This window comes from Kineosporia mesophila (assembly GCF_021129235.1).
GTDB lineage: Bacteria > Actinomycetota > Actinomycetes > Actinomycetales > Kineosporiaceae > Kineosporia > Kineosporia mesophila.
Map to the genome: position 1 here is coordinate 120515 of NZ_JAJOMA010000006.1, position 17573 is coordinate 138087.

At 67.4% G+C, this 17573-nt stretch carries 21 protein-coding genes and 2 tRNA genes; 12 read left to right on the forward strand and 11 right to left on the reverse strand.

Translation table 11 applies throughout. From position 1 onward, the window contains the following. The first annotated feature begins 298 nt into the window (after window positions 1-298). Together LR393_RS10540 and LR393_RS10545 are read left to right on the forward strand one after the other, a co-directional pair. Complete coding sequence (locus LR393_RS10540) at window positions 299-619, forward strand: DMT family transporter (RefSeq protein ID WP_231483564.1); 321 nt, start codon at window positions 299-301, stop codon at window positions 617-619. A gap of 6 nt (window positions 620-625) precedes the next feature. After that, window positions 626-1201 (forward strand): TetR/AcrR family transcriptional regulator, encoded by a 576-nt coding sequence (locus LR393_RS10545; RefSeq protein WP_231483565.1) that lies wholly within the window; start codon window positions 626-628, stop codon window positions 1199-1201. Between the two features lie 31 nt (window positions 1202-1232). Here the strand turns inward: LR393_RS10545 and LR393_RS10550 are convergent, their stop codons facing one another. Beyond that, window positions 1233-1682 carry a MarR family winged helix-turn-helix transcriptional regulator gene (locus tag LR393_RS10550; RefSeq protein ID WP_231483566.1) on the reverse strand — a complete coding sequence of 150 codons (450 nt, stop codon included), beginning with the start codon at window positions 1680-1682 and terminating at the stop codon, window positions 1233-1235. Between the two features lie 64 nt (window positions 1683-1746). Between LR393_RS10550 and LR393_RS10555 the strand changes: the two genes are divergently transcribed. After that, the gene (locus LR393_RS10555; protein WP_231483567.1) at window positions 1747-2220 is read left to right on the forward strand and encodes a hypothetical protein; all 474 of its coding nucleotides are present in this window, start codon (window positions 1747-1749) and stop codon (window positions 2218-2220) included. A 4-nt stretch (window positions 2221-2224) separates the two neighbouring features. Next, window positions 2225-2518 (forward strand): hypothetical protein, encoded by a 294-nt coding sequence (locus LR393_RS10560; RefSeq protein ID WP_231483568.1) that lies wholly within the window; start codon window positions 2225-2227, stop codon window positions 2516-2518. A gap of 7 nt (window positions 2519-2525) precedes the next feature. Here the strand turns inward: LR393_RS10560 and LR393_RS10565 are convergent, their stop codons facing one another. Further along, window positions 2526-2987 carry a response regulator gene (locus LR393_RS10565; protein WP_231483569.1) on the reverse strand — a complete coding sequence of 154 codons (462 nt, stop codon included), beginning with the start codon at window positions 2985-2987 and terminating at the stop codon, window positions 2526-2528. Between the two features lie 376 nt (window positions 2988-3363). Next, complete coding sequence (locus LR393_RS10570; RefSeq protein ID WP_231483570.1) at window positions 3364-3513, reverse strand: hypothetical protein; 150 nt, start codon at window positions 3511-3513, stop codon at window positions 3364-3366. A gap of 108 nt (window positions 3514-3621) precedes the next feature. Between LR393_RS10570 and LR393_RS10575 the strand changes: the two genes are divergently transcribed. From LR393_RS10575 to LR393_RS10585, 3 genes are all read left to right on the forward strand, one after another. After that, window positions 3622-3942 (forward strand): TetR-like C-terminal domain-containing protein, encoded by a 321-nt coding sequence (locus LR393_RS10575; RefSeq protein ID WP_231483571.1) that lies wholly within the window; start codon window positions 3622-3624, stop codon window positions 3940-3942. A 61-nt stretch (window positions 3943-4003) separates the two neighbouring features. Beyond that, window positions 4004-4117: a DLW-39 family protein gene (locus LR393_RS10580; RefSeq protein WP_231483572.1), complete on the forward strand. Its 114-nt coding sequence runs from the start codon at window positions 4004-4006 to the stop codon at window positions 4115-4117. Between the two features lie 41 nt (window positions 4118-4158). Then, window positions 4159-4231, forward strand: a tRNA-Ala gene (locus tag LR393_RS10585). Window positions 4232-4318: 87 nt separating this feature from the next. Here the strand turns inward: LR393_RS10585 and LR393_RS10590 are convergent. The 3 genes from LR393_RS10590 to glgX all read right to left on the reverse strand — a co-directional run bounded on the left by LR393_RS10590 (window position 4319) and on the right by glgX (window position 7291). After that, complete coding sequence (locus tag LR393_RS10590; RefSeq protein WP_231483573.1) at window positions 4319-4537, reverse strand: type II toxin-antitoxin system HicA family toxin; 219 nt, start codon at window positions 4535-4537, stop codon at window positions 4319-4321. After that, a complete protein-coding gene (locus LR393_RS10595) occupies window positions 4537-4749 on the reverse strand; it encodes a type II toxin-antitoxin system HicB family antitoxin (protein ID WP_231483574.1) in 213 nt (70 codons plus the stop codon). Before LR393_RS10595 ends, LR393_RS10590 begins: the two co-directional genes overlap by 1 nt. Before the next feature lie 337 nt (window positions 4750-5086). Beyond that, window positions 5087-7291 (reverse strand): glycogen debranching protein GlgX, encoded by a 2205-nt coding sequence (gene glgX / locus LR393_RS10600; protein ID WP_231483575.1) that lies wholly within the window; start codon window positions 7289-7291, stop codon window positions 5087-5089. A gap of 147 nt (window positions 7292-7438) precedes the next feature. Between glgX and LR393_RS10605 the strand changes: the two genes are divergently transcribed. Then, window positions 7439-8491: a spore photoproduct lyase family protein gene (locus LR393_RS10605; protein WP_231483577.1), complete on the forward strand. Its 1053-nt coding sequence runs from the start codon at window positions 7439-7441 to the stop codon at window positions 8489-8491. Between the two features lie 77 nt (window positions 8492-8568). Here LR393_RS10605 and LR393_RS10610 read toward each other — a convergent pair whose 3' ends face one another. Further along, window positions 8569-10230, reverse strand: a complete 1662-nt coding sequence (locus tag LR393_RS10610) for a S8 family peptidase (RefSeq protein WP_231483579.1) — start codon at window positions 10228-10230, stop codon at window positions 8569-8571. 132 nt (window positions 10231-10362) lie between these two features. Here LR393_RS10610 and LR393_RS10615 point away from each other — a divergent pair, with 132 nt between their 5' ends. Next, window positions 10363-11571 carry a M20 metallopeptidase family protein gene (locus LR393_RS10615; protein WP_231483581.1) on the forward strand — a complete coding sequence of 403 codons (1209 nt, stop codon included), beginning with the start codon at window positions 10363-10365 and terminating at the stop codon, window positions 11569-11571. Here the strand turns inward: LR393_RS10615 and LR393_RS10620 are convergent. Together LR393_RS10620 and LR393_RS10625 are read right to left on the reverse strand one after the other, a co-directional pair. After that, window positions 11552-11704: a hypothetical protein gene (locus tag LR393_RS10620; RefSeq protein ID WP_231483583.1), complete on the reverse strand. Its 153-nt coding sequence runs from the start codon at window positions 11702-11704 to the stop codon at window positions 11552-11554. The two genes, LR393_RS10615 and LR393_RS10620, sit on opposite strands and share 20 nt — an antisense overlap. 236 nt (window positions 11705-11940) lie before the next feature. Further along, a complete protein-coding gene (locus tag LR393_RS10625) occupies window positions 11941-12942 on the reverse strand; it encodes an aldo/keto reductase (protein WP_231483585.1) in 1002 nt (333 codons plus the stop codon). 135 nt (window positions 12943-13077) lie between these two features. Between LR393_RS10625 and LR393_RS10630 the strand changes: the two genes are divergently transcribed. Genes LR393_RS10630 through LR393_RS10640 form a run of 3 tightly spaced genes read left to right on the forward strand, consistent with a single transcriptional unit; the run spans window position 13078 to window position 15886 of the window. After that, on the forward strand, window positions 13078-13926 hold the full coding sequence (locus LR393_RS10630) for a helix-turn-helix transcriptional regulator (protein WP_231483586.1): 849 nt from the start codon (window positions 13078-13080) through the stop codon (window positions 13924-13926). A 59-nt stretch (window positions 13927-13985) separates the two neighbouring features. Then, window positions 13986-14684: a FadR/GntR family transcriptional regulator gene (locus tag LR393_RS10635; RefSeq protein ID WP_231483587.1), complete on the forward strand. Its 699-nt coding sequence runs from the start codon at window positions 13986-13988 to the stop codon at window positions 14682-14684. Further along, the gene (locus LR393_RS10640; RefSeq protein ID WP_231483589.1) at window positions 14681-15886 is read left to right on the forward strand and encodes an MFS transporter; all 1206 of its coding nucleotides are present in this window, start codon (window positions 14681-14683) and stop codon (window positions 15884-15886) included. Before LR393_RS10635 ends, LR393_RS10640 begins: the two co-directional genes overlap by 4 nt. Window positions 15887-16180: 294 nt before the next feature. Here LR393_RS10640 and LR393_RS10645 read toward each other — a convergent pair. Continuing rightward, window positions 16181-16254: transfer RNA gene (locus tag LR393_RS10645), tRNA-Ile, on the reverse strand. Between the two features lie 88 nt (window positions 16255-16342). Further along, entirely contained in the window at window positions 16343-17497 is a 1155-nt protein-coding gene (locus tag LR393_RS10650) for a DUF3566 domain-containing protein (RefSeq protein ID WP_231483590.1), read from the reverse strand. Window positions 17498-17573 lie beyond the last annotated feature (76 nt).

The window sequence follows — 17573 nt, forward strand, 5'->3', positions numbered from 1 at the left end:
TGGGTCTTCCCAGCCCTCAAGCGAGCTAGTAACCCGTCAAACGTGTCAGGGGTGTCCCGCCGCAGCGGAACGGACCAGTGTGCGATGTGTACACCTGGTACATCCGGTACCGGATGTACCAGGTGTACACATCGCACTAGCCCTTCGCCGGCCCCTCCTTGGCCTTCCCGAAAACCTGATCCAAACGCTGTCGTCGCCACCGACGTCCTCCGCTCAGACCTGCACCTACTCGCCGGGAACAAACGACGCCCCGACTCTCTTGTACATACGTACTAGTACAGGCGTACAGGAGTTGGCGATGGCGTACATCATGTTGGTCGTGGCGATTGCCCTGGAGGTGGTGGCCACGAGCTTGCTGCCTGTGACGCAGGGGTTCTCGCGGCTAGGGCCGAGTGTGGTGTGTCTGGGCACCTACGCGGTGGTGTTCATGCTGTTGGGGCGCATCGTGGAGCAGCTGCCGGTGGGCGTTGTGTATGCGACCTGGTCGGGTGCGGGGATTGCGGCGATCATGCTGATCGGGGCCACGTTCCTGGGTGAGCCGTTGAGCCTCGCCAAGGTCACGGGGGCCGCGATGATCATTGGTGGGGTGGTGATCCTTAACGTGGCTGGGGTTCACTGAGTCCTGATGACTAGTTCCCGGGATCCGGAAGGCCGGCGCCGCGCCCTGCTCGCGGCCACCGTCGAAGTGGTGGCCGAGGTGGGCGTGGCCCGCACGACGCACCGGGCGATCGCGACCCGGGCCGGCGTGCCGCTCGGCGCGACCACCTACTACTTCCCCACTCTTAACGACCTCATTGCCGGGGCACTGGAGCAGTCGGGTGATGCCTGGGACGCCGATCTGAAGCGCTGGGAATCGGAACTGCGCGCTGCTCAAGCCGAGATCGGTGAAGGTGACCACGCAGCAAGGAAACTGAGCGACGTCCTCACGCAATTGATTTTGGGATACCTGGCTGATCAGCCGCGTGCGCGGCTGGAGTGCGAACTGTATCTCGCTGCGGGACATACGCCGGAGCTGCGGCCCCTGGCCACCCGCTGGTTGCTGGGGCTACGCGAGGTGACGGGGCGCCTCACCGACAAGAACACCGGTTACGCCCTCGCCACCCTCGTCGACGGGGTGTTCCTGCAGGCCACGGTTACGGGGGAGGCGCCTCCCGCTGAACAGTTGCGGGCGGCCATCGAGCGACTTTGGGTCACTGCCTGAAGTGCTTGCGGACGTTTGCCAGCCCCCGCTGTCACGTTCCCGCCGGTTTCTGGTTACCGAGCAACACCGGGAACAGGAGCGCGGTGAGGGTTTGGCGCTGTTCATCGTCCAGAAGCTCGAGGACTTTCGTCTCCACCTCGAGCATCGTGCGCTGGCCGATGTCGATGAGTTCCCGGCCGGCGGGGGTGACGACCAGGTCGGCGGTGCGCCCGCGGCCGGGTAGCGTGCGGCGATCGACTGCGCCGAGTTCCTCGAGCTGACGCAGCGTGGCCTGCATACTCTGTGCGGTCACCCCGGCCCGGCGGCCGAGTTCGCTGTACGAGAGCCCGGGCTCGCGCGACAGATGGCCCAGCGCGGACAGATGCCTCAGCGACGTTCCGTGTTCGCGTAGCCCGGCCTCGACCTCGGTCCGGATGGTGCGGCCGATGGTCATCAGCAGAAAACCCGGGCTGGGCTGCGGCGATCTCGGAGCACCTGTCACCTGCCCATCCTGACACCCGGCACCCCTCTCCGATCAGTTTAAGTCTGGCTGTAACCTGTGGCGCGTGAAGGCCTTGCTCCTCGTCATCCATGTGGTTCTGGCGATCGTGCTCATCGGCCCGCTCACGGCCGCGGCCAGTCTGTTCCCCCGGTACGCCCGTGAGGCCGTCGCGGCCGGCGAAGACCACGCCGGGCCGTTCGCCGTGCTCAAGGCCCTGCACCGGATCAGCACGGGATACGCGGTGGCCGGCATCACCGTGCCGGTGTTCGGCATCGCGACGGCCTCGGCCATGGGCGTACTCGGCGACTACTGGATCTGGATCTCGATGGCGCTGACCGTGGTCGCTGCCGGCCTGCTGGCCTGGGCGGTCGTCCCGGTACAGCGACGCGTGATGGAACTGCTGCAGAGCCCGGGCGGCACGGATCGGGTGCCCGCCCTTTTGCCGCGGCTGGGCATGGTCACGGGCATCTTCGGCCTGACCTGGGCGATCGTCGTGATTCTGATGATCGTGCGGCCCGGCTCGTCGACGGGGGTATGAACCCGTGCAGCTACGGACTCTGCGCATCGCCGCCGGGGTGGAGGCGTGCTCCCTCGTGCTCCTGGTGCTGAATTTGGCGACCGTTCATGTCGGGGCCCTGGCCTCGGCCTTGGGCCCCGTGCACGGCTGCGCTTATCTGGTGGCCATCGTGATGACCTGGTCACTGACCAAAGACTCTGCTGCGCGAGCATTTTCGGTCATTCCCGGGTTCGGGGCCATGCTGGCGCTACGGCGCCTGCGGTCCCCCGAATCCTGGGAGCACAAGTTTCCCCAGGCTGTTGAAAAGCCTTGTGGATAAACGGTGATTAGTCTTCGCTGCGCGGCCGGCGACCCGGCAGGGCGGCGATCTTGGCGTAGAAGTGGTCGATCCGGCGCACGACCTCGGTGAGCCCGTCGAGGTTCATGGGCTTGGTGACATAGGCGTTGGCGTGGAGCGAGTAGCTGCTGAGGATGTCGGTCGGCGCCTGCGAGGTGGTCAGCACCACGATCGGGATACTGCGCAGCTCAGGGTCGTTCTTGATCTCGGCCAGCACCTGACGCCCGTCCATCCGCGGCATGTTCAGGTCGAGCAGGATGACGTCGGGCCGCGGGGCGTCGTCGTACTCGCCGGTGCGACGGAGGAACGACACCGCCTCTTCGCCGTCATTCACCACGTAGACGTTGCGCGGGGCGCCAATCGTTTCCAGTGCCTCTTCGATCATGAGGACGTCGCCCGGGTCGTCGTCCACCAGAAGAACTGCCATGGCACGGGTAGCGGATGCGAGCATAGGAACCCCTCGACGTTGCGTAAGAGCGGCCGAGGAACCACTTCGCGGTCTGAAAAGCTCGCACCTCGGGGGCTGATGTTCAGACGGCGATCTTAACTGTCCATCGGTGATCTCGGACAGACGCGGGCCGGTGCCCGTGCACCGAACTGCGCGTGACTGATCGCCTACGTCCCGAACCGGGACGATGGATCTCAGTCGGAGTCGTTCCCAGTAAGCCGAACGTGGGCGTCTTCCCAGCCAGCCGGCAGTTGGCCGACGGGCAGCCGGTAGAAGGTGAAGGCGGAAGAAGCCATAGCTGGACAGTGTCGTGACATCGCGCTGCGGTGCGGTTCCTGGCGGATCATCGCGTCGATCGAAGCCTGATCGCGGCAAGCGCTCAGGGTGAAGAACTCGCGGCGTAGCGGATGGGCTTCGGCCAGCCCCCGACCGTCCCCTCGCTACGCGTCACCTGTCGGTGAATCTTCATGGCGTCCAGGAAGAACCGCGGCACCTGGCTCAGCTTGTGCAGCCGGAAGGGCGAAGCCACGACGATGACCGGACGGGCCTGCTGACCACAGCGGGGGCACAGGGTTTCGAGCTTCTGGCCGACTCGCCGGAGCAGGCCGAAGACTGTTCCGGCATGAGTCTTCGCTCCATGCGCTTCGCCCTGACGCATCCGGGGCATTTCGCGGTGATGTTCCGTACAGACATCGTCAACGCAGAGGACGAGGCATTTCAGGAGGCTTCCAGGCGCGCCTACGATTTGTTGCGAGGGTTTGCGTCAGAAGCACTTTCACCGGCGGACGAGCTCGCGCCGGCTCTCGCCGCCCGGTCGCTGGTACACGGCTTGGCGACCCTTCTGCTCAGCGGTGTGATGAGGCCGGATCCGGGGCAGAGTGAGGGACGACCTGGCGCGTCTGGTCACGCAGTGGCTGACGGGGCGATCGGCATGAACCGGCCAGCCGGGAGTCAGTGATAATCTCGACCTGCTCAAAGGGTGGCGGAGACGTCGCCCTTCCTGGACGGGGAGGACCCTGATGAAGAAGCTGCTGATGGTCGCGGTTGCCTCGGCAGCTGGCGTCGCTGTGTGGCGCAAGGTCGGAGCCACCAAGCCCACCCAGCCCTGGGCGATGGTGACCGACAAGATTTGATCCTCCCGTCCCGTGAGCGATAATGATCGCTCACGAGATACGGGGACGTGGCGCAATTGGTAGCGCACCTGCTTTGCAAGCAGGGGGTTGTGGGTTCGAGTCCCATCGTCTCCACTCTGGTCAGAAGCCGTTTTCCGGAGTAGTCGGAGACCGAGTTCTCGCACCTGAATGGCATGAAGTGCGGCTCCTGCCGCCGGTCGGCTACAGATCAAGCTCGTCGATCGTCAGGCCGCCATTGTTGAGGATTCCGCGCAGTGTGCCTTTGGCCAGGTCGCGGTCGGCGTGAACGGGCACCGTGGTTCCCCGCCCGTCTGGATGCCGCATGATGTGGTGGCTGCCAGCGATTCTCGCGACTTTGAAGCCTTCTCGTTCCAGCGCACGAACGATCCGGGCTCCAGGCTCCGAGGGGAGCGGAGGCATCAGGCGGCGACGGTGATCGACAGCTCCCGGGGTACCCCGAATTCCTCAATCAGCCCGGTGAGGGCTTCGCGGAGGTCTGCGAGGGCGGCCTCTTCGGTGTCGCCCTCGCCGTGAGCGCCCAGACCAGGTCGCAGCTGGGCGTGGGCGCACCACACGCCGTCTTCGTCCTGTTCGATGACGATCGGCACGGTTACGGTGCGGGGCTCGGCCATGACTCAACGATAGCCCCAAGCCGGCCCAGTGACAGGACTCCGATTGGAGCGGTCGGCACTCCTTACTGAGTGACAGTCTGAGTGTCAACGACCCGGAATGGCACCGGGCTACTATGGACCGTTCTGGACCTGTATAGCAGGTGTGGAATTGCGTCTGACCTGATCTTTTGGTCCTCGGAACCCCTTTGCAAACAGGGGGTTGTGGGTTCGAGCTCCATCGTCTCTACCGATTGGCACCAGGAGCTTCGGGTGTCGTGGACCTGGCACTCGTTCCATTGGGGCGGTGCCGATACGGAGGCTCGCCAAATTCTTACTATGGGCTGATAGATATCTACCCTCAGTCGGTCTTCAACTGCAACACCGCGAGCGCCCGCCCGGCCACGGTCAAAGATTTCTCGGCGTCCACCACCGGCCCGGGGTCACCAGTGATCACCGGAACCGCTGTCTGAATGCCCTGCACCGGCACGACCGGCGCCGAGATCGGCAGGCGGCCCGGTTCGGTGCTCAGGACCAGTGCCCAGCTCGCGCCGAAGGCCGCCGGTGGCATGGAGAAGTCGATGGGCTCGTCGTGGGCGTTGTAGCAAAGCACGAAGGAGTCGTCGACGACTCGCTCGCCGCGGGTGCTGAGGTCGGTGATGCCCTGGCCGTTCAGGTACACGGAGATGGCTCGGCCGAAGCCGGATCCCCAGTCCTGGTCGGTCATCTCGGAGCCGTCGGGGCGGAACCAGGCGATGTCGGGCTGGGCCTGCGAGCCCTGGGCCCGTACCGGCAGTCCACTGAAGAAGCGGCGCCGGCGGAACACCGGGTGGTTGCGGCGCAAGGCCGAGGCGGTGCGGGTGAACTCCAGCAGGTCTTCGTCGACGTCGGACCAGTCCACCCAGCTCAGTGGGCCGTCCTGGCAGTAGGCGTTGTTGTTGCCGTGCTGGGTGCGGCCCAGTTCGTCGCCGTGCGAGATCATCGGCACGCCCTGCGACAGCAGCATGGTGGTGATGAAGTTGCGCTGCTGGCGGGCGCGGATCGCCAGGACGGCGGGGTCGTCGGTCGGGCCTTCGGCCCCGGAGTTCCAGGAGCGGTTGTGGCGCTCTCCGTCGTTGTTGTCCTCGCCGTTCGCCTCGTTGTGTTTCTCGCTGTACGACACCAGGTCTCGTAGCGTGAAGCCGTCGTGGGCGGTGACGAAGTTGACCGAGGCCACGGGGCGACGGGCCGAGTGCTCGTAGAGGTCGGCGGAGCCGGTGATGCGGGAGGCGAATTCCCCAAGGGTTGCGGGTTCACTGCGCCAGAAGTCCCGCACGGTGTCGCGGTACTTGCCGTTCCACTCGGTCCACTGAGGCGGGAAGTTGCCGACCTGATATCCGCCGGGACCGACGTCCCAAGGTTCCGCAATCAGTTTGACCTGGCTGACCGTGGGGTCTTGCTGCACGAGTTCGAAGAAGCTCGACAGCCGGTCGACATCGTAGAACTCCCGGGCCAGGGTTGACGCCAGGTCGAAACGGAAGCCGTCGACGTGCATCTCGGTGACCCAGTAGCGCAACGAGTCCATCAGCAACTGCAAGGCGTGGGGGTGCCGCACGTTGAGGGTGTTGCCGGTGCCGGTGTAGTCCATGTAGTAGCGCCGGTCGTCCTCGACCGTGCGGTAGTAGGCCCGGTTGTCGATGCCCCGCAGCGACAGTGTGGGCCCGAGGTGGTTGCCCTCGGCGGTGTGGTTGTAGACCACATCGAGAATGACCTCGATGCCGGCCTCGTGCAGGGCCCGCACCATCGCCTTGAACTCCTGCACCTGACCACCCGGCGAAAGGGTGGACGCGTATTTCGGGTCGGGTGCGAAGAACCCGATGGTGTTGTAGCCCCAGTAGTTCGACAGACCCTTGCTGATCAGCGTCGAGTCGTTGGCGAAGTGGTGCACCGGCATGAGCTCCAGCGCGGTGACACCGAGCGAGGTCAGGTGCTCCACGATCGCGGGGTGCGCGATGCCGGAGTAGGTACCGCGCATGGCATCGGGCACGTCCGGGTGGGTCTGCGTCAGCCCTTTCACGTGGGCCTCGTAGACAACGGTGTCGGCGTACTCACGACTCGGTGGCCGGTCTGTGCCCCAGTCGAAGTACGGGTTGATCACCACGCACTTGGGCATGTGCCCGGCCGAGTCCGCGTCGTTCCGGATGTCGGGGTCTCCGAAGGGGTAGCCGAACACCGACTCGTCCCAGTCGAAGACTCCCTCGATCGCCTTGGCGTAGGGATCGAGCAGCAGCTTGTTCGGGTTGCAGCGGTGCCCCTGGGCCGGGTCCCACGGCCCGTACACGCGATATCCGTAGCGCTGACCAGGCTGAATGCCGGGGAGGAAGACGTGCCAGATGAAGGCGTCGACCTCGGGCAGTTCCACCCTGCTCTCGTTGCCCTGCCCGTCGAACAGGCAGAGCTCGACCTTCTCGGCCACCTCGCTGAAGATCGCGAAGTTGGTGCCGTAGCCGTCGTAGCTGGCTCCGAGCGGATAGGCCTTACCCGGCCAGACGCCGAGACCGGTGGGGCTGATGGCCGGATCCGTCACTGTGGGCTCCCAGAGGTGTCCAAAGATCGATGCGGGTCTCAGCCGACAGAAGCTGAACCATGATCTTTGCCCGGAATGTACTCTTCCGCACGTTGAGCAACTGATGGCCGAGGTGCTCCTCGTCCACAAACACGAGACCATCACCGGGTGCTTCTGGACGTCCGCACCATCTACGCCGAACCGGCCGCCCTCGAACTGGAGCGGGGCCGGGAGATCGTGGCGCGCTGGCCGCAGGCCCAGGTCGTGGAGGTCGCGTCGGCGAACCGGATCGACGCCGTGCACAACGACGAGCAGAACGTGCAGCGCTGGGTGCGGGTGAAGACCGAGGTGCTGGCCCTGGGCGTGCGCAAGACGATGACGGCGCGGGTGAACGGGCGGTCGGCGGACTGGATCGCCCCGAGCGCCTCCAACGGTTGTGCCATGGCCTGCGCGTATTGCTACGTGCCACGCCACAAGGGGTATGCGAACCCGATCACGGTCTACGCCAACATCGAGCAGATGATCGGCTACCTGGGCCGGCACATCGTCCGCCAAGGTCCGAAAACCGAGCCGAATCAGTGTGATCCGCAGGCCTGGGTGTACGACCTGGGGGAGAACAGTGACGCGTCGGTAGACGCGATGGTGAGTGACAACGTCCTCGATCTGGTCGCTGCTTTCCGGGACTGGCCGACGGCCAAGGCCTCGTTCGCCACCAAGCAGGTGAACCGTGACCTCCTGGACTACGACCCGCAGGGGCGCACCCGCGTCCGTTTTTCCGTGATGCCCGAACGCACCGCGAAACTGCTCGACATCCGCACCTCTCCGGTGAGCGAGCGGATCGCCGCGGTGAACGACTTTCTCGAGGCCGGCTACGAGGTGCACCTGAATCTCTCGCCGGTGGTGGTGCACGAGGAGTGGCTGGCCGACTGGGCCGAACTGCTGGCGCAGCTGAACGACTCGCTGTCACCCGCGGCGAAGGCTCAGGCCCAGGCCGAGGTCATTTTCCTGACACACAACCAGGGCCTGCACGACGTGAATCTGGGCTGGCACCCCCAGGCCGAGAACCTGTTGTGGCGACCGGACATTCAGGAGTTCAAGACCTCGCAGAACGGCATGCGCAACGTACGGTACCGGGCGGCCTGGAAGTCGGTGTGGAAGCAGCGTCTGCTGGAGCTGATCACCGAGCAGACGCCCTGGCTGAAGATTCGATACGCTTTCTGAAATGACGGCTTTGGTGGTATTCGCCGACGAGCTGCGGTTCATACTGCCGATCCGACAGATTCTCGAAGAGGCCTTCCCTAAGCCGGGTGCGAGATTCTGAGGGTGTAGGTGCCCTTGCCCTTCACCCGCCCGACGGTCCACCGGTACTTGCCGGGAGCGCCGGTGTAACTGACACTTTCGGTCGAGGCCGACCGACTGCCGACTGCGACCGACACCCAGCTGCGCCCGTTCCACTTCGACAGCGTGAGGTTGAAGTTGGTGCCCTTCGGGCCGGTCAGGCAGCCGCGGTGCAGCCCTGAGGCCTCACTCGTATAAGTGGACGCGGTGATCGCCTTCGTCCTCAGCGTCACCTTGCCCGTCAGGGTGGTCGTGCAGGTGGGCGCGGGGGTTGTGGGTGTTGGGGTGGGCGTGGGTGCGCTGGTGGGTGTTGTAACTGGGGACGAAGTGGGCACCGCGGTAGTCGGGGTGGCGGTCGGCGTGGTGGTCACCGGGGTCGGGGTGGGCGTGCTCGTGGCGGATCCCACGTACAGCAGCAGGTTCGGGGTTCCGCTGGGCACCGATGACAGAGCGCCGCTGGTGGCGTTCCCGGTCAGGGCCGAGGCCACTGAGGCCGGGGTCGCACCGGGATTGGCCTGTAGGTAGAGCGCTGCGGCCCCGGCGACGTGGGGGGAGGCCATCGAGGTGCCGCTCATCGTGGCCGCGGCCGTGTCGGAGGTGTAGTAGTCCGAGATGATGGCGTCGCCGGGCGCGTACAGGTCCACGCAGGTGCCGTAGTTGCTGAAGCTCGCGTTCGCATCGGTCTTGGTCGAGGCCGCGACGGTGAGGGCGTCCGCTACGTCGGCGGGGGAGCTGCCGCAGGCGTCCTCGGCGTCGTTCCCGGCGGCCACCGCATAGGTGACGCCCGATGCGATCGACGCATTGACCGCGCTGTCCAGGGCGGAGTTGCTCGAGCCCCCCAAGCTCATGTTCGCCACGGCCGGTTCGATCCGGTTGGCCGTGACCCAGTTGATGCCCGCGATGACGTCGGACGACGTACCCGAGTCCTGGCAGGGCAGGACCCGCACCGGAACGATGTTCACGGCCGGCGCGACACCGTACTTCGTGCCACCGATCGTGCCGGCCACGTGAGTGCCGTGCCCCTGGCAGTCCTCGGTGCCGTGCCCGTCGGAGATGGCGGTGTAGCCGGACAGCACCCGCCCGGCCAGGTCGGTGTGGGTGGACCGCACGCCGGTATCGATGACGTACACCGTGACTCCGCTGCCGTTGCCGGCGGTCGTGAGCTTGTTGTCGAGCCCGGAGCGCGCGTCGATGCGGTCCTGCCCCCACGACGTGACCGTGCGCGAGCCATCGATGCTGACGGCCTGGTCGGCGGTGATGTAGGCGATCGCCGGGTCCAGCTGGGCCTTCGCGAGCTCGGCCGCGCTCATCTGCGCGGCATACCCATTCAGCGCGTCGCCGTACTCCTGGGTGACCTCGGCGCCGCGATCCTCCGCGCGGTCCACAGCCGCGTCCAGCACGGCGCCGTCCTCACCGGCCGGAGGTGCCTTGAGCACGACGATGTACTGCCCCGGGATGGCATCGGGCTCGGACGTGCCCAGCACCTGGGCGCGATAGACGCTGCCGATCGAGGCGTCGCTCTGCTCGGCGCTACCGGGCAGAGCGGTGAGCACCGCTGCCCCCGCCACGGCCGCGATGATGAGCTTGGTGGGCAGATCGAGTTTGATATGGCGTTCGCCCACGTTTGAACCCCGTCCTGGAGACGTACCGTCTCTTGAGATGACGGAGCGCGCTGCATGGGTATGAGGGGCCGTTCGGGTTTCTGACGCGCCCCTGCATTTGTCCCACCCGGTGCGCCCTTGTAGGACAGGGTGATGGCTTCACAGAACTTGCAAGACCTGGCCGGACGCTGGCTGAGGGGGATCGACGCGTCGCTACCGGCGGCGATCGAGCTGAGGCACGAGCTGCACGCCGCGCCAGACCTGTCCGGGAAGGAAGACCCCACCTCGCGGCGGGTGCTGAACGCGCTGGGTGATCATGATTTCGAGGTCGAGACGGTCGCGGGCACCGGACGCCTGCTACGCCTCGGCCCGGCCGGTGAGTCGATCGGGCTGAGGGCCGAGCTCGACGCACTGCCGCTGACGGAGATGACCGGTTCATCCTTCGCCTCGACCGCGTCGAACCCGCCGGCGATGCACGCATGCGGCCACGACGTCCACCTCGCAGGCCTTTTCGCGGTCCTTCAGGCTGCTCGCGAAGTGGATCTGCCGCTGGGGTTGGTGGGCCTGCTGCAACCCCGTGAGGAGGTCGGCCCCACCGGCGCCGCCGACGTGGTGGCCGGCAACCACCTGATCGACCACCAGGTGCGAGCGCTCATCGCCGCGCACGTCCAGCCGCAGGTGCCCGCCGGTCACGTGTCGTCCGACGGGGGACCGGTGAACGCGGCCGTGGACGAGATCGAGATCGTGGTCTCCGGCCGTGGAGGTCACGGCGCCTACCCGCACCTGGCCGTCGACCCCGTACCCGCCCTCTGCCGGATCATCCTGGCCCTGCAGGAGACCGCCCGCTCCACGGTGAACCCGCTGCACGCGGCAGTCGTCTCGATCACCCAGATGCAGGGAGCGGCCGCCCCGAACGTGATCCCGGGAACGGCCATGGCGGCGGGCACGATCCGGGTGATGGACGAGACCGACCGCGCCCTGCTGCACGAGCGCCTGGCCCGGACCGTCACGAGCATCGCCGAGGCCCACGGCTGCACGGGCAAGTACGAGATTCGCCGGGGCGAGCCGGCGCTGGTCAACGACCAGGTGCTGGCCGGCCTCACCCGCACCTGGCTGAGCGATTTCGGAGTCCCCACCAGCCCGTTCGCATCCTGCGGCTCCGACGACTTCGCCACCTACGGCTCCCAGCTGCCGATCCTCATGCAGTTCGTCGGAACCGGCTACCCCACCGAGCATTCGGCCGCCGGACCGATGCTGCACGACCCGTCGTTCCTGCCCGGTGACCACGTCGTGCGGGAGGTCGCGGTGGCCATGCTGTCCGGGTGGCTGGGGGCTGCGTCGATCACGCCACCGAGTACCTGAGCAACACCAGTCCGCCGGGAGTGCTGCGGCCGTCTTGCCGGCTGAGGCGGCGCAGCGTGACCGGTCGGTCCACCATGAAGAAGGCCGAGCTGGTGTCGGAGACCAGCTCGGTGCCGCCGTCCTGAACCCTCACGTACTCGTGGTCGACGTCGGCCTGGAGGGTGACCGACCCGTCGTCGTTGCGGATGATCGCGAATTTCTCCCAGAGGCATTGCTAAGACTGGGTTTTCGTTGCCCGGAACGTATTGATCGATCAAACGGTTCAGTGGTGCCCACCACAGTCTTCCGGCGGGCACCACTGCGTTTCAATGAGGGACGATCCGACTGGCGAACGCCGTCGGGTCACCTACGGGTCGGGTTGTCGATGCCTCAATTGCCGACGCCGAGGTCTTTCATGAAGGAGGACGGGTAGCGGTCGCCTCGGGCCGAGCCCACCGGAACCGCGGTCTCGATCGCGGCCAGGTCGTCGGCGGTCAGCTCCAGATCGGCCGCGGACAGGGCCTCGGCCAGACGGGTGCGGGTGCGGGCCCCGATCACCGGCACGATCGAGGGGTCCTGGGCCGCGACCCAGGCAATGGCCAGCTGGGCGACGGTGCAGCCCTTGGCCTCGGCGACCTTGCGCAGCGCCTCGACCAGGGCCAGGTTGTGTTCCACGTTCCCGGCGGCGAAGCGCGGGCTCATCGCGCGGTGATCGCCCTGGCCCGGCCGGGTGGAACGATCGGCCGTCCAGTGCCCGGAGATCAGGCCCCGGCTGAGCACGCCGTACGCGGTCATCCCGATGCCGAGCTCTCTCAGCGTGGGCAGCACCTCGGCCTCCACCGCGCGGGAGATCAGCGAGTACTCGATCTGCAGGTCGGTGATCGGGTACACGGCGTGGGCGCGGCGAATGGTCTCGGCGTTCATCTCCGACAGGCCGACGTACCGCACGTAGCCGGCCTCGACGAGTTCCTTGATCGCGCCGACCGTCTCCTCGATCGGCACGGCGGGGTCGAGCCGGGCCGGGCGGTAGATGTCGATGTAGTCGGTGCCCAGACGGGTCAGGGAGTAGGTGACCGAGTTCTTGATCGTCTCGGGGCGGCCGTCCTGACCGGCGGGAAGTCCACCGATCCCGACGACCATCCCGGTCTTGACGCTCAGCCGGTAGCTCTCCCGTGGGCGGTCCCGCAGCGCCTCGGCCAGCAGCAGCTCGTTGTGACCGGTGGCGTAGAAGTCGGCGGTGTCGATCAGGGTCACGCCGGCGTCGAGGGCCGCGTGCACCGTGGCGATGCTCTCGTCGCGGTCGGCGTCACCGTAGGCGCCGGACATGCTCATCCCACCCAGGCCGATCGCCGAGACCGCCGGGCCGTTCTTGCCGAGGGTGCGTGTCCGCATGGCTTGCTCCTTCGTCCATTGCTCGTGCTTCTGTTCTTCGAGACTGGGACGGCGGACGCGGTGGCGGGAGAGGAGGCTTCATCGTGGGAGAGCCGCTCCCTGGCTCCGGCGCCCTTCCGGACGCAGGATGAAGACATGCAGAGGGACGAGCTGGCCGACTTCCTGCGTCGCCGACGCGAGGCGATCCGCCCTGGTGAGGTGGGTATTGCCGACGGCCCGCGGCGTCGCACCGCCGGCCTGCGACGGGAGGAGGTCGCCATGCTCGCCGGTATGTCGGTCGACTACGTGGTGCGCCTGGAGCAGGGCCGCAGCAGTCAGCCGTCGATCCAGTTGCTCGGTGCTCTGGCCCGGGCCCTGCGCCTGACCGACGACGAGCGTGACTACCTGTTCCACCTGGCCGGGCACCAGCCGCCGACCTCGGAGGGCGCGTCCCAGCTGGCCCGCGCCGGGCTGGTGCGCATGCTCGACCTGCTGGAGGGCGCCTCCGCGATGGTGATCTCGGACCTGGGACAGGTGCTCGCCCAGAACCGGATGTCCATGCTGCTCGCGGGCAATCTGATGAATGAGACCGGTGACCACCGCTACCTCATCTACCGGTGGTTCACCGACCCTCTCGCCTGGGGCGTCCAGCCGCCGGAGGATCGTGAGCACCAGGCCCGTCAGCTGGTCGCCGATCTGCGCGCCGTGTTCGGCCGGCGCGCCGGGGACCCGGAAGTGGTCCGCCTGGTCGAGCGGCTTCAGGCCTCCAGCAAGGAATTTGGCCGGTACTGGGCCGAGCACGAGGTGAAGGTGCGCCGGGCCGACCGCAAGACGCTGATGCATCCGCAGGTCGGACCCTTGCTCATGGATTGCGAGACGCTGATGACCCCCGACCTTCGGCAGCACCTGGTGGTGCTCACAGCGGCCGATGCCGAGACCCGCGAGCGCCTGGATCTGGTGCGGGTGCTGGGCCTGCAGGAGTTCCCAGCCGCGCCGTTGGGCTGAACGGGTGCCCACAGAGCAAACATCCTACATTTGGACGTTTGTGTGTTAGCGTCGCCGGCATGCCCCGAGTCACCCCCAAGCTGAACCTCTCCGACCAGGTGGCCGACCAACTGCGCCGTCGCCTGGCCGCCGGCGAGTTCCCGGTCGGTGCACGCATTCCCACCGAGACCGAGCTGATGACCGAGATGGGCGTCAGCCGCAACAGCCTGCGCGAAGCCGTCCGGTCGCTGGTGCATGCCGGGCTGCTGCGAGCCCAGGCCGGTTCGGGCACCTACGTGGTGGCGACGAGTGACCTGGCCCCCACCCTCGCCCGCCGCGTTCCGTTCGATCGTCCGAACGACACCGCGGAGGTGCGGCTGCTGCTGGAACGGGAGGCAACCCGTCTGGCCGCGTCCCGGGCCACGGCCGACGAGGTCGAGAAACTGCGCACCCTGCTGGCCCAGCGGGACGCCGCCACCCAGGCGCAGCAGCACGCGACCGCCGACGCGGCCTTCCACCACCAGCTCGTGGCCCTGGCCGGCAACGAGCTGCTGGCCGAGTTGTACCGGGGGATCGGCGGAGTTGAGGAAGCCCACCGCCGATCCGGCACGTTCGACCCGGACTTCGACCGCTTCCACCCGGGTCTCCGGGAGATCGACGCCGCGCACGGCGCCATCGTCGACGCAGTGGCCGCCGGAGATCCGGACGCGGCCGCAGCCGCGGTGGAGCACAACGTCCGGCTCGTCGAAGCGCAGGTCGACAGCAGGCTGAACCCGTGAGCACCGCCAAGACGCTCGCACCCCCAGCCGCGCCGAGCCCCGCGCTGGTGCTCACCGGCCTGCTCCTCGTAGCCGGCAATCTCCGCGCCGGAATCACCACCGTCGGGCCCGTTCTCGACGATGTAAAGACCGACATCGACATCTCCTCGCTGGAGGCGTCGGTCCTCATCAGCCTCCCGCTGCTGGCCTTCGCCCTGGTCTCCCCCTTCGCGCCCACCCTCGCGCGCCGCCTTGGCCTGGAACGCACCCTGGCCGCAGCGCTCGCCACCCTGGCCGTCGGGCTGATGGTGCGCTCCCTGCCCGGCTCGGTGCTGCTGTGGGCCGGCACTGCGCTGCTCGGCGTGGCCATCGCCACCCTCAACGTGGTGCTGCCCGCCTTGGTGAAACGCGACTTCCCACAACGCATCGGGCAGATCACCGGGGCCTACTCGGCCACGCAGTCCATTTTCGCGGCCCTGGCCGCAGGAGTCGCCGTCCCCCTGGCCGGCCTGTCCGCCCTCGGCTGGCGCCTCCCACTCGGCCTGTGGGCCGGTCTGGCCCTCATCGCCCTGGCCGTTCTCGCACCGCAACTGCGCCGGAACACCGTCGTGCTACCCCTCGAGCACGACGTCGCCCCCATCGGTCGATCACCGTGGAAAAGCGCTCTCGCCTGGCAGGTCACGGCCTTCATGGGGCTCCAGTCGGTGGCCTACTACGTCCTCGTCACCTGGCTGCCCACCATCGAGCGCGAGGCCGGCATCTCCCCAACTGCCGCCGGTGTGCACCAGTTCCTCCTCAGTGCGTTCGGCATCGCCGGGAGCCTGGCCTGCTCGACCCTTATCCCCAGATTCCGCGACCAGCGTGCACTCGCCGTCCTCGCCCCGGTCTTCTTCTTCGTCGCCGTGGCCGGCATCCTCACCGCCCCCCAGCTCGGCGTGATCTGGGCCAGCCTGGCCGGCACCGCGGGAGGCGGCTCGATCGTGCTCGCCCTGTCGTTCATGGGCCTGCGCACCGAACACCACACCCAGGCAGCCGCTTTGTCCGGCATGGCGCAGTCGGTGGGCTACCTGCTCGCCGCCGCCGGGCCGATCGCCGCGGGAGCACTGCGCGATGCGACCGGCACCTGGGCCCCTTCACTGGTGATGATCCTGGTCATGATGGTGATGCTCATGGTGGCGGGCTACTTCGCCGGGCGGGACCGCGTCATCGGTGTGAAACCCTGACGGCTCACAGAACCAATTCGACGGCGGTAAGGCTCACAGCCAGCCACCCAGGCCCCAGGGCAGGGATCGTCACCACCCCGATGCAGCGAGCCCCGCTGCGGCGATCAACGTGATGCGATGAGAAGGCACGAAACCACCTCTGATCCAGGCGGTGGCGAGGATCGGCATCGGGGAAGGTTCGTGCGGCTCCTGCGCACAGATCTTCCCCGATCGTATGGATCACGGACGACGAGATGGTGTCTCTTCGCCAAACCAGAAAGTCCCACCGCAAGCAGGCGGTGGGACTTTCTACTGTGGGCCTAAGTGGACTTGAACCACTGACCTCTTCCTTATCAGGGAAGCGCTCTAACCGACTGAGCTATAGGCCCGAACCGCGAGTTCGTCACCGTGGCGACGACCGCTCGTAGAGATTACCGTACGGGGCCCGGCCTTCCCAAACCGGGCCCCCTCGGTATCTCAGTCGTCGGACAGTGTGACTCGCACACCGCCGACAAGTCCGGAGCTGAGGTTGTACAGCAGCACGGCCACGGTGGACAGCGCGGTCAGGATGAACGCGTTGACCGCACCGAGCACGATGCTGATGGACAGGATCTTGCCGAACCCGACGTAGTCGTAGATGTCGAACGCCTTGTCGGTCGAGTCCAGACCGAGGGTGTTCAGCATCTCGTTCAGGGAGTCGAAGACGCCCATCGCGCTGAGCACCATCCACAGCACGGAGACGGCGATGACCAGGGCGATCGCGGCAGCGACCGACAGCAGGAACGACACCTTCAGCGCCGACCAGACATCGATGCTCGCAACCGTCAGACGGGCGACGCGCGGGGCATCGGCGTCGGCGGACGACGAGCGGTCCAGGTCAGCAGCGTTGTAGCCGTCTTCCGAGCCGCCGGAACGGGGCTGCGTCATCGGGCGCGGTGAGCTGGCGGGACGCGGGTTGCTGGCCACCGGGCGGGCGGCCGACGGGGCAGCCGAACCGGACGACGGCCTCAGGCCGGCCGGGGCGGCGGCCGACTTGGCCGCGGGTGCGTTCGAGCCGTTACCGGAACCCTGCGAACCACCCTGGCCGGGACGGCTGGGGACGTTCGAGCGGGCGTTGGTGCCACCGTTGGCGACGGCGCGCGCGGCGGCCGACTCAGCGGGGCTGCTCGGGCCGCTCGGGCTTCCCGGCTTGCTCGGGCTGCCGGACTTGCTCGCAGGCGGCGGCACCGGGCGGGTGGCGTCACCCGAGGAAGACGGGCGGCTGCCCGGCTGACCCGAGGGGGGCGGGGACCCGGCGGGACGCTTGGCCGCGGGCGAACCGCTGCCGATCGCGGGTGCACCCTGACGGGCCTGCGGGTTGCTGCTCACCGGACGGGCGGGGGAACCGCCCGGCTGGTTGTTCTGCGGCCGGGACGGCGCCTGACCGGACGAAGCCGGCTGGGGCGACTGCCCTGGACGGGAAGGGGTGCCGCTCGCCGGACGGGGAGCGGCGTTGGACGAACCGGACGAGGCGCCACCGTTACCGGCCGGACGCGCGGGACCGCTGCCAGCAGCGGGTCGTCCCTTCGCCGGTCCTCCGGAAGACGAGGGCTTACCCCCGCCGGAGACACTGGGCGATGCGTCGGTCGTCATCGGTGATGCTCCCCCACCCGGTTTCGGTGCTGACGTGCCCGCCGGTCGGTTTTCCTTCTCCGGACTCACGTCTCAC

Excerpts from the sequence above, each read along its gene's own strand:
- LR393_RS10540 (WP_231483564.1), top strand. The coding sequence starts at position 299 with ATGGCGTACATCATGTTGGTCGTGGCGATTGCCCTGGAGGTGGTGGCC.
- LR393_RS10545 (WP_231483565.1), top strand. The coding sequence starts at position 626 with ATGACTAGTTCCCGGGATCCGGAAGGCCGGCGCCGCGCCCTGCTCGCG.
- LR393_RS10565 (WP_231483569.1), bottom strand. The coding sequence starts at position 2,987 with ATGCTCGCATCCGCTACCCGTGCCATGGCAGTTCTTCTGGTGGACGAC.
- LR393_RS10575 (WP_231483571.1), top strand. The coding sequence starts at position 3,622 with ATGCGCTTCGCCCTGACGCATCCGGGGCATTTCGCGGTGATGTTCCGT.
- LR393_RS10580 (WP_231483572.1), top strand. The coding sequence starts at position 4,004 with ATGAAGAAGCTGCTGATGGTCGCGGTTGCCTCGGCAGCTGGCGTCGCT.
- LR393_RS10590 (WP_231483573.1), bottom strand. The coding sequence starts at position 4,537 with ATGCCTCCGCTCCCCTCGGAGCCTGGAGCCCGGATCGTTCGTGCGCTG.
- LR393_RS10595 (WP_231483574.1), bottom strand. The coding sequence starts at position 4,749 with ATGGCCGAGCCCCGCACCGTAACCGTGCCGATCGTCATCGAACAGGAC.
- LR393_RS10615 (WP_231483581.1), top strand. The coding sequence starts at position 10,363 with ATGGCTTCACAGAACTTGCAAGACCTGGCCGGACGCTGGCTGAGGGGG.
- LR393_RS10625 (WP_231483585.1), bottom strand. The coding sequence starts at position 12,942 with ATGCGGACACGCACCCTCGGCAAGAACGGCCCGGCGGTCTCGGCGATC.
- LR393_RS10630 (WP_231483586.1), top strand. The coding sequence starts at position 13,078 with ATGCAGAGGGACGAGCTGGCCGACTTCCTGCGTCGCCGACGCGAGGCG.
- LR393_RS10635 (WP_231483587.1), top strand. The coding sequence starts at position 13,986 with ATGCCCCGAGTCACCCCCAAGCTGAACCTCTCCGACCAGGTGGCCGAC.
- LR393_RS10650 (WP_231483590.1), bottom strand. The coding sequence starts at position 17,497 with ATGACGACCGACGCATCGCCCAGTGTCTCCGGCGGGGGTAAGCCCTCG.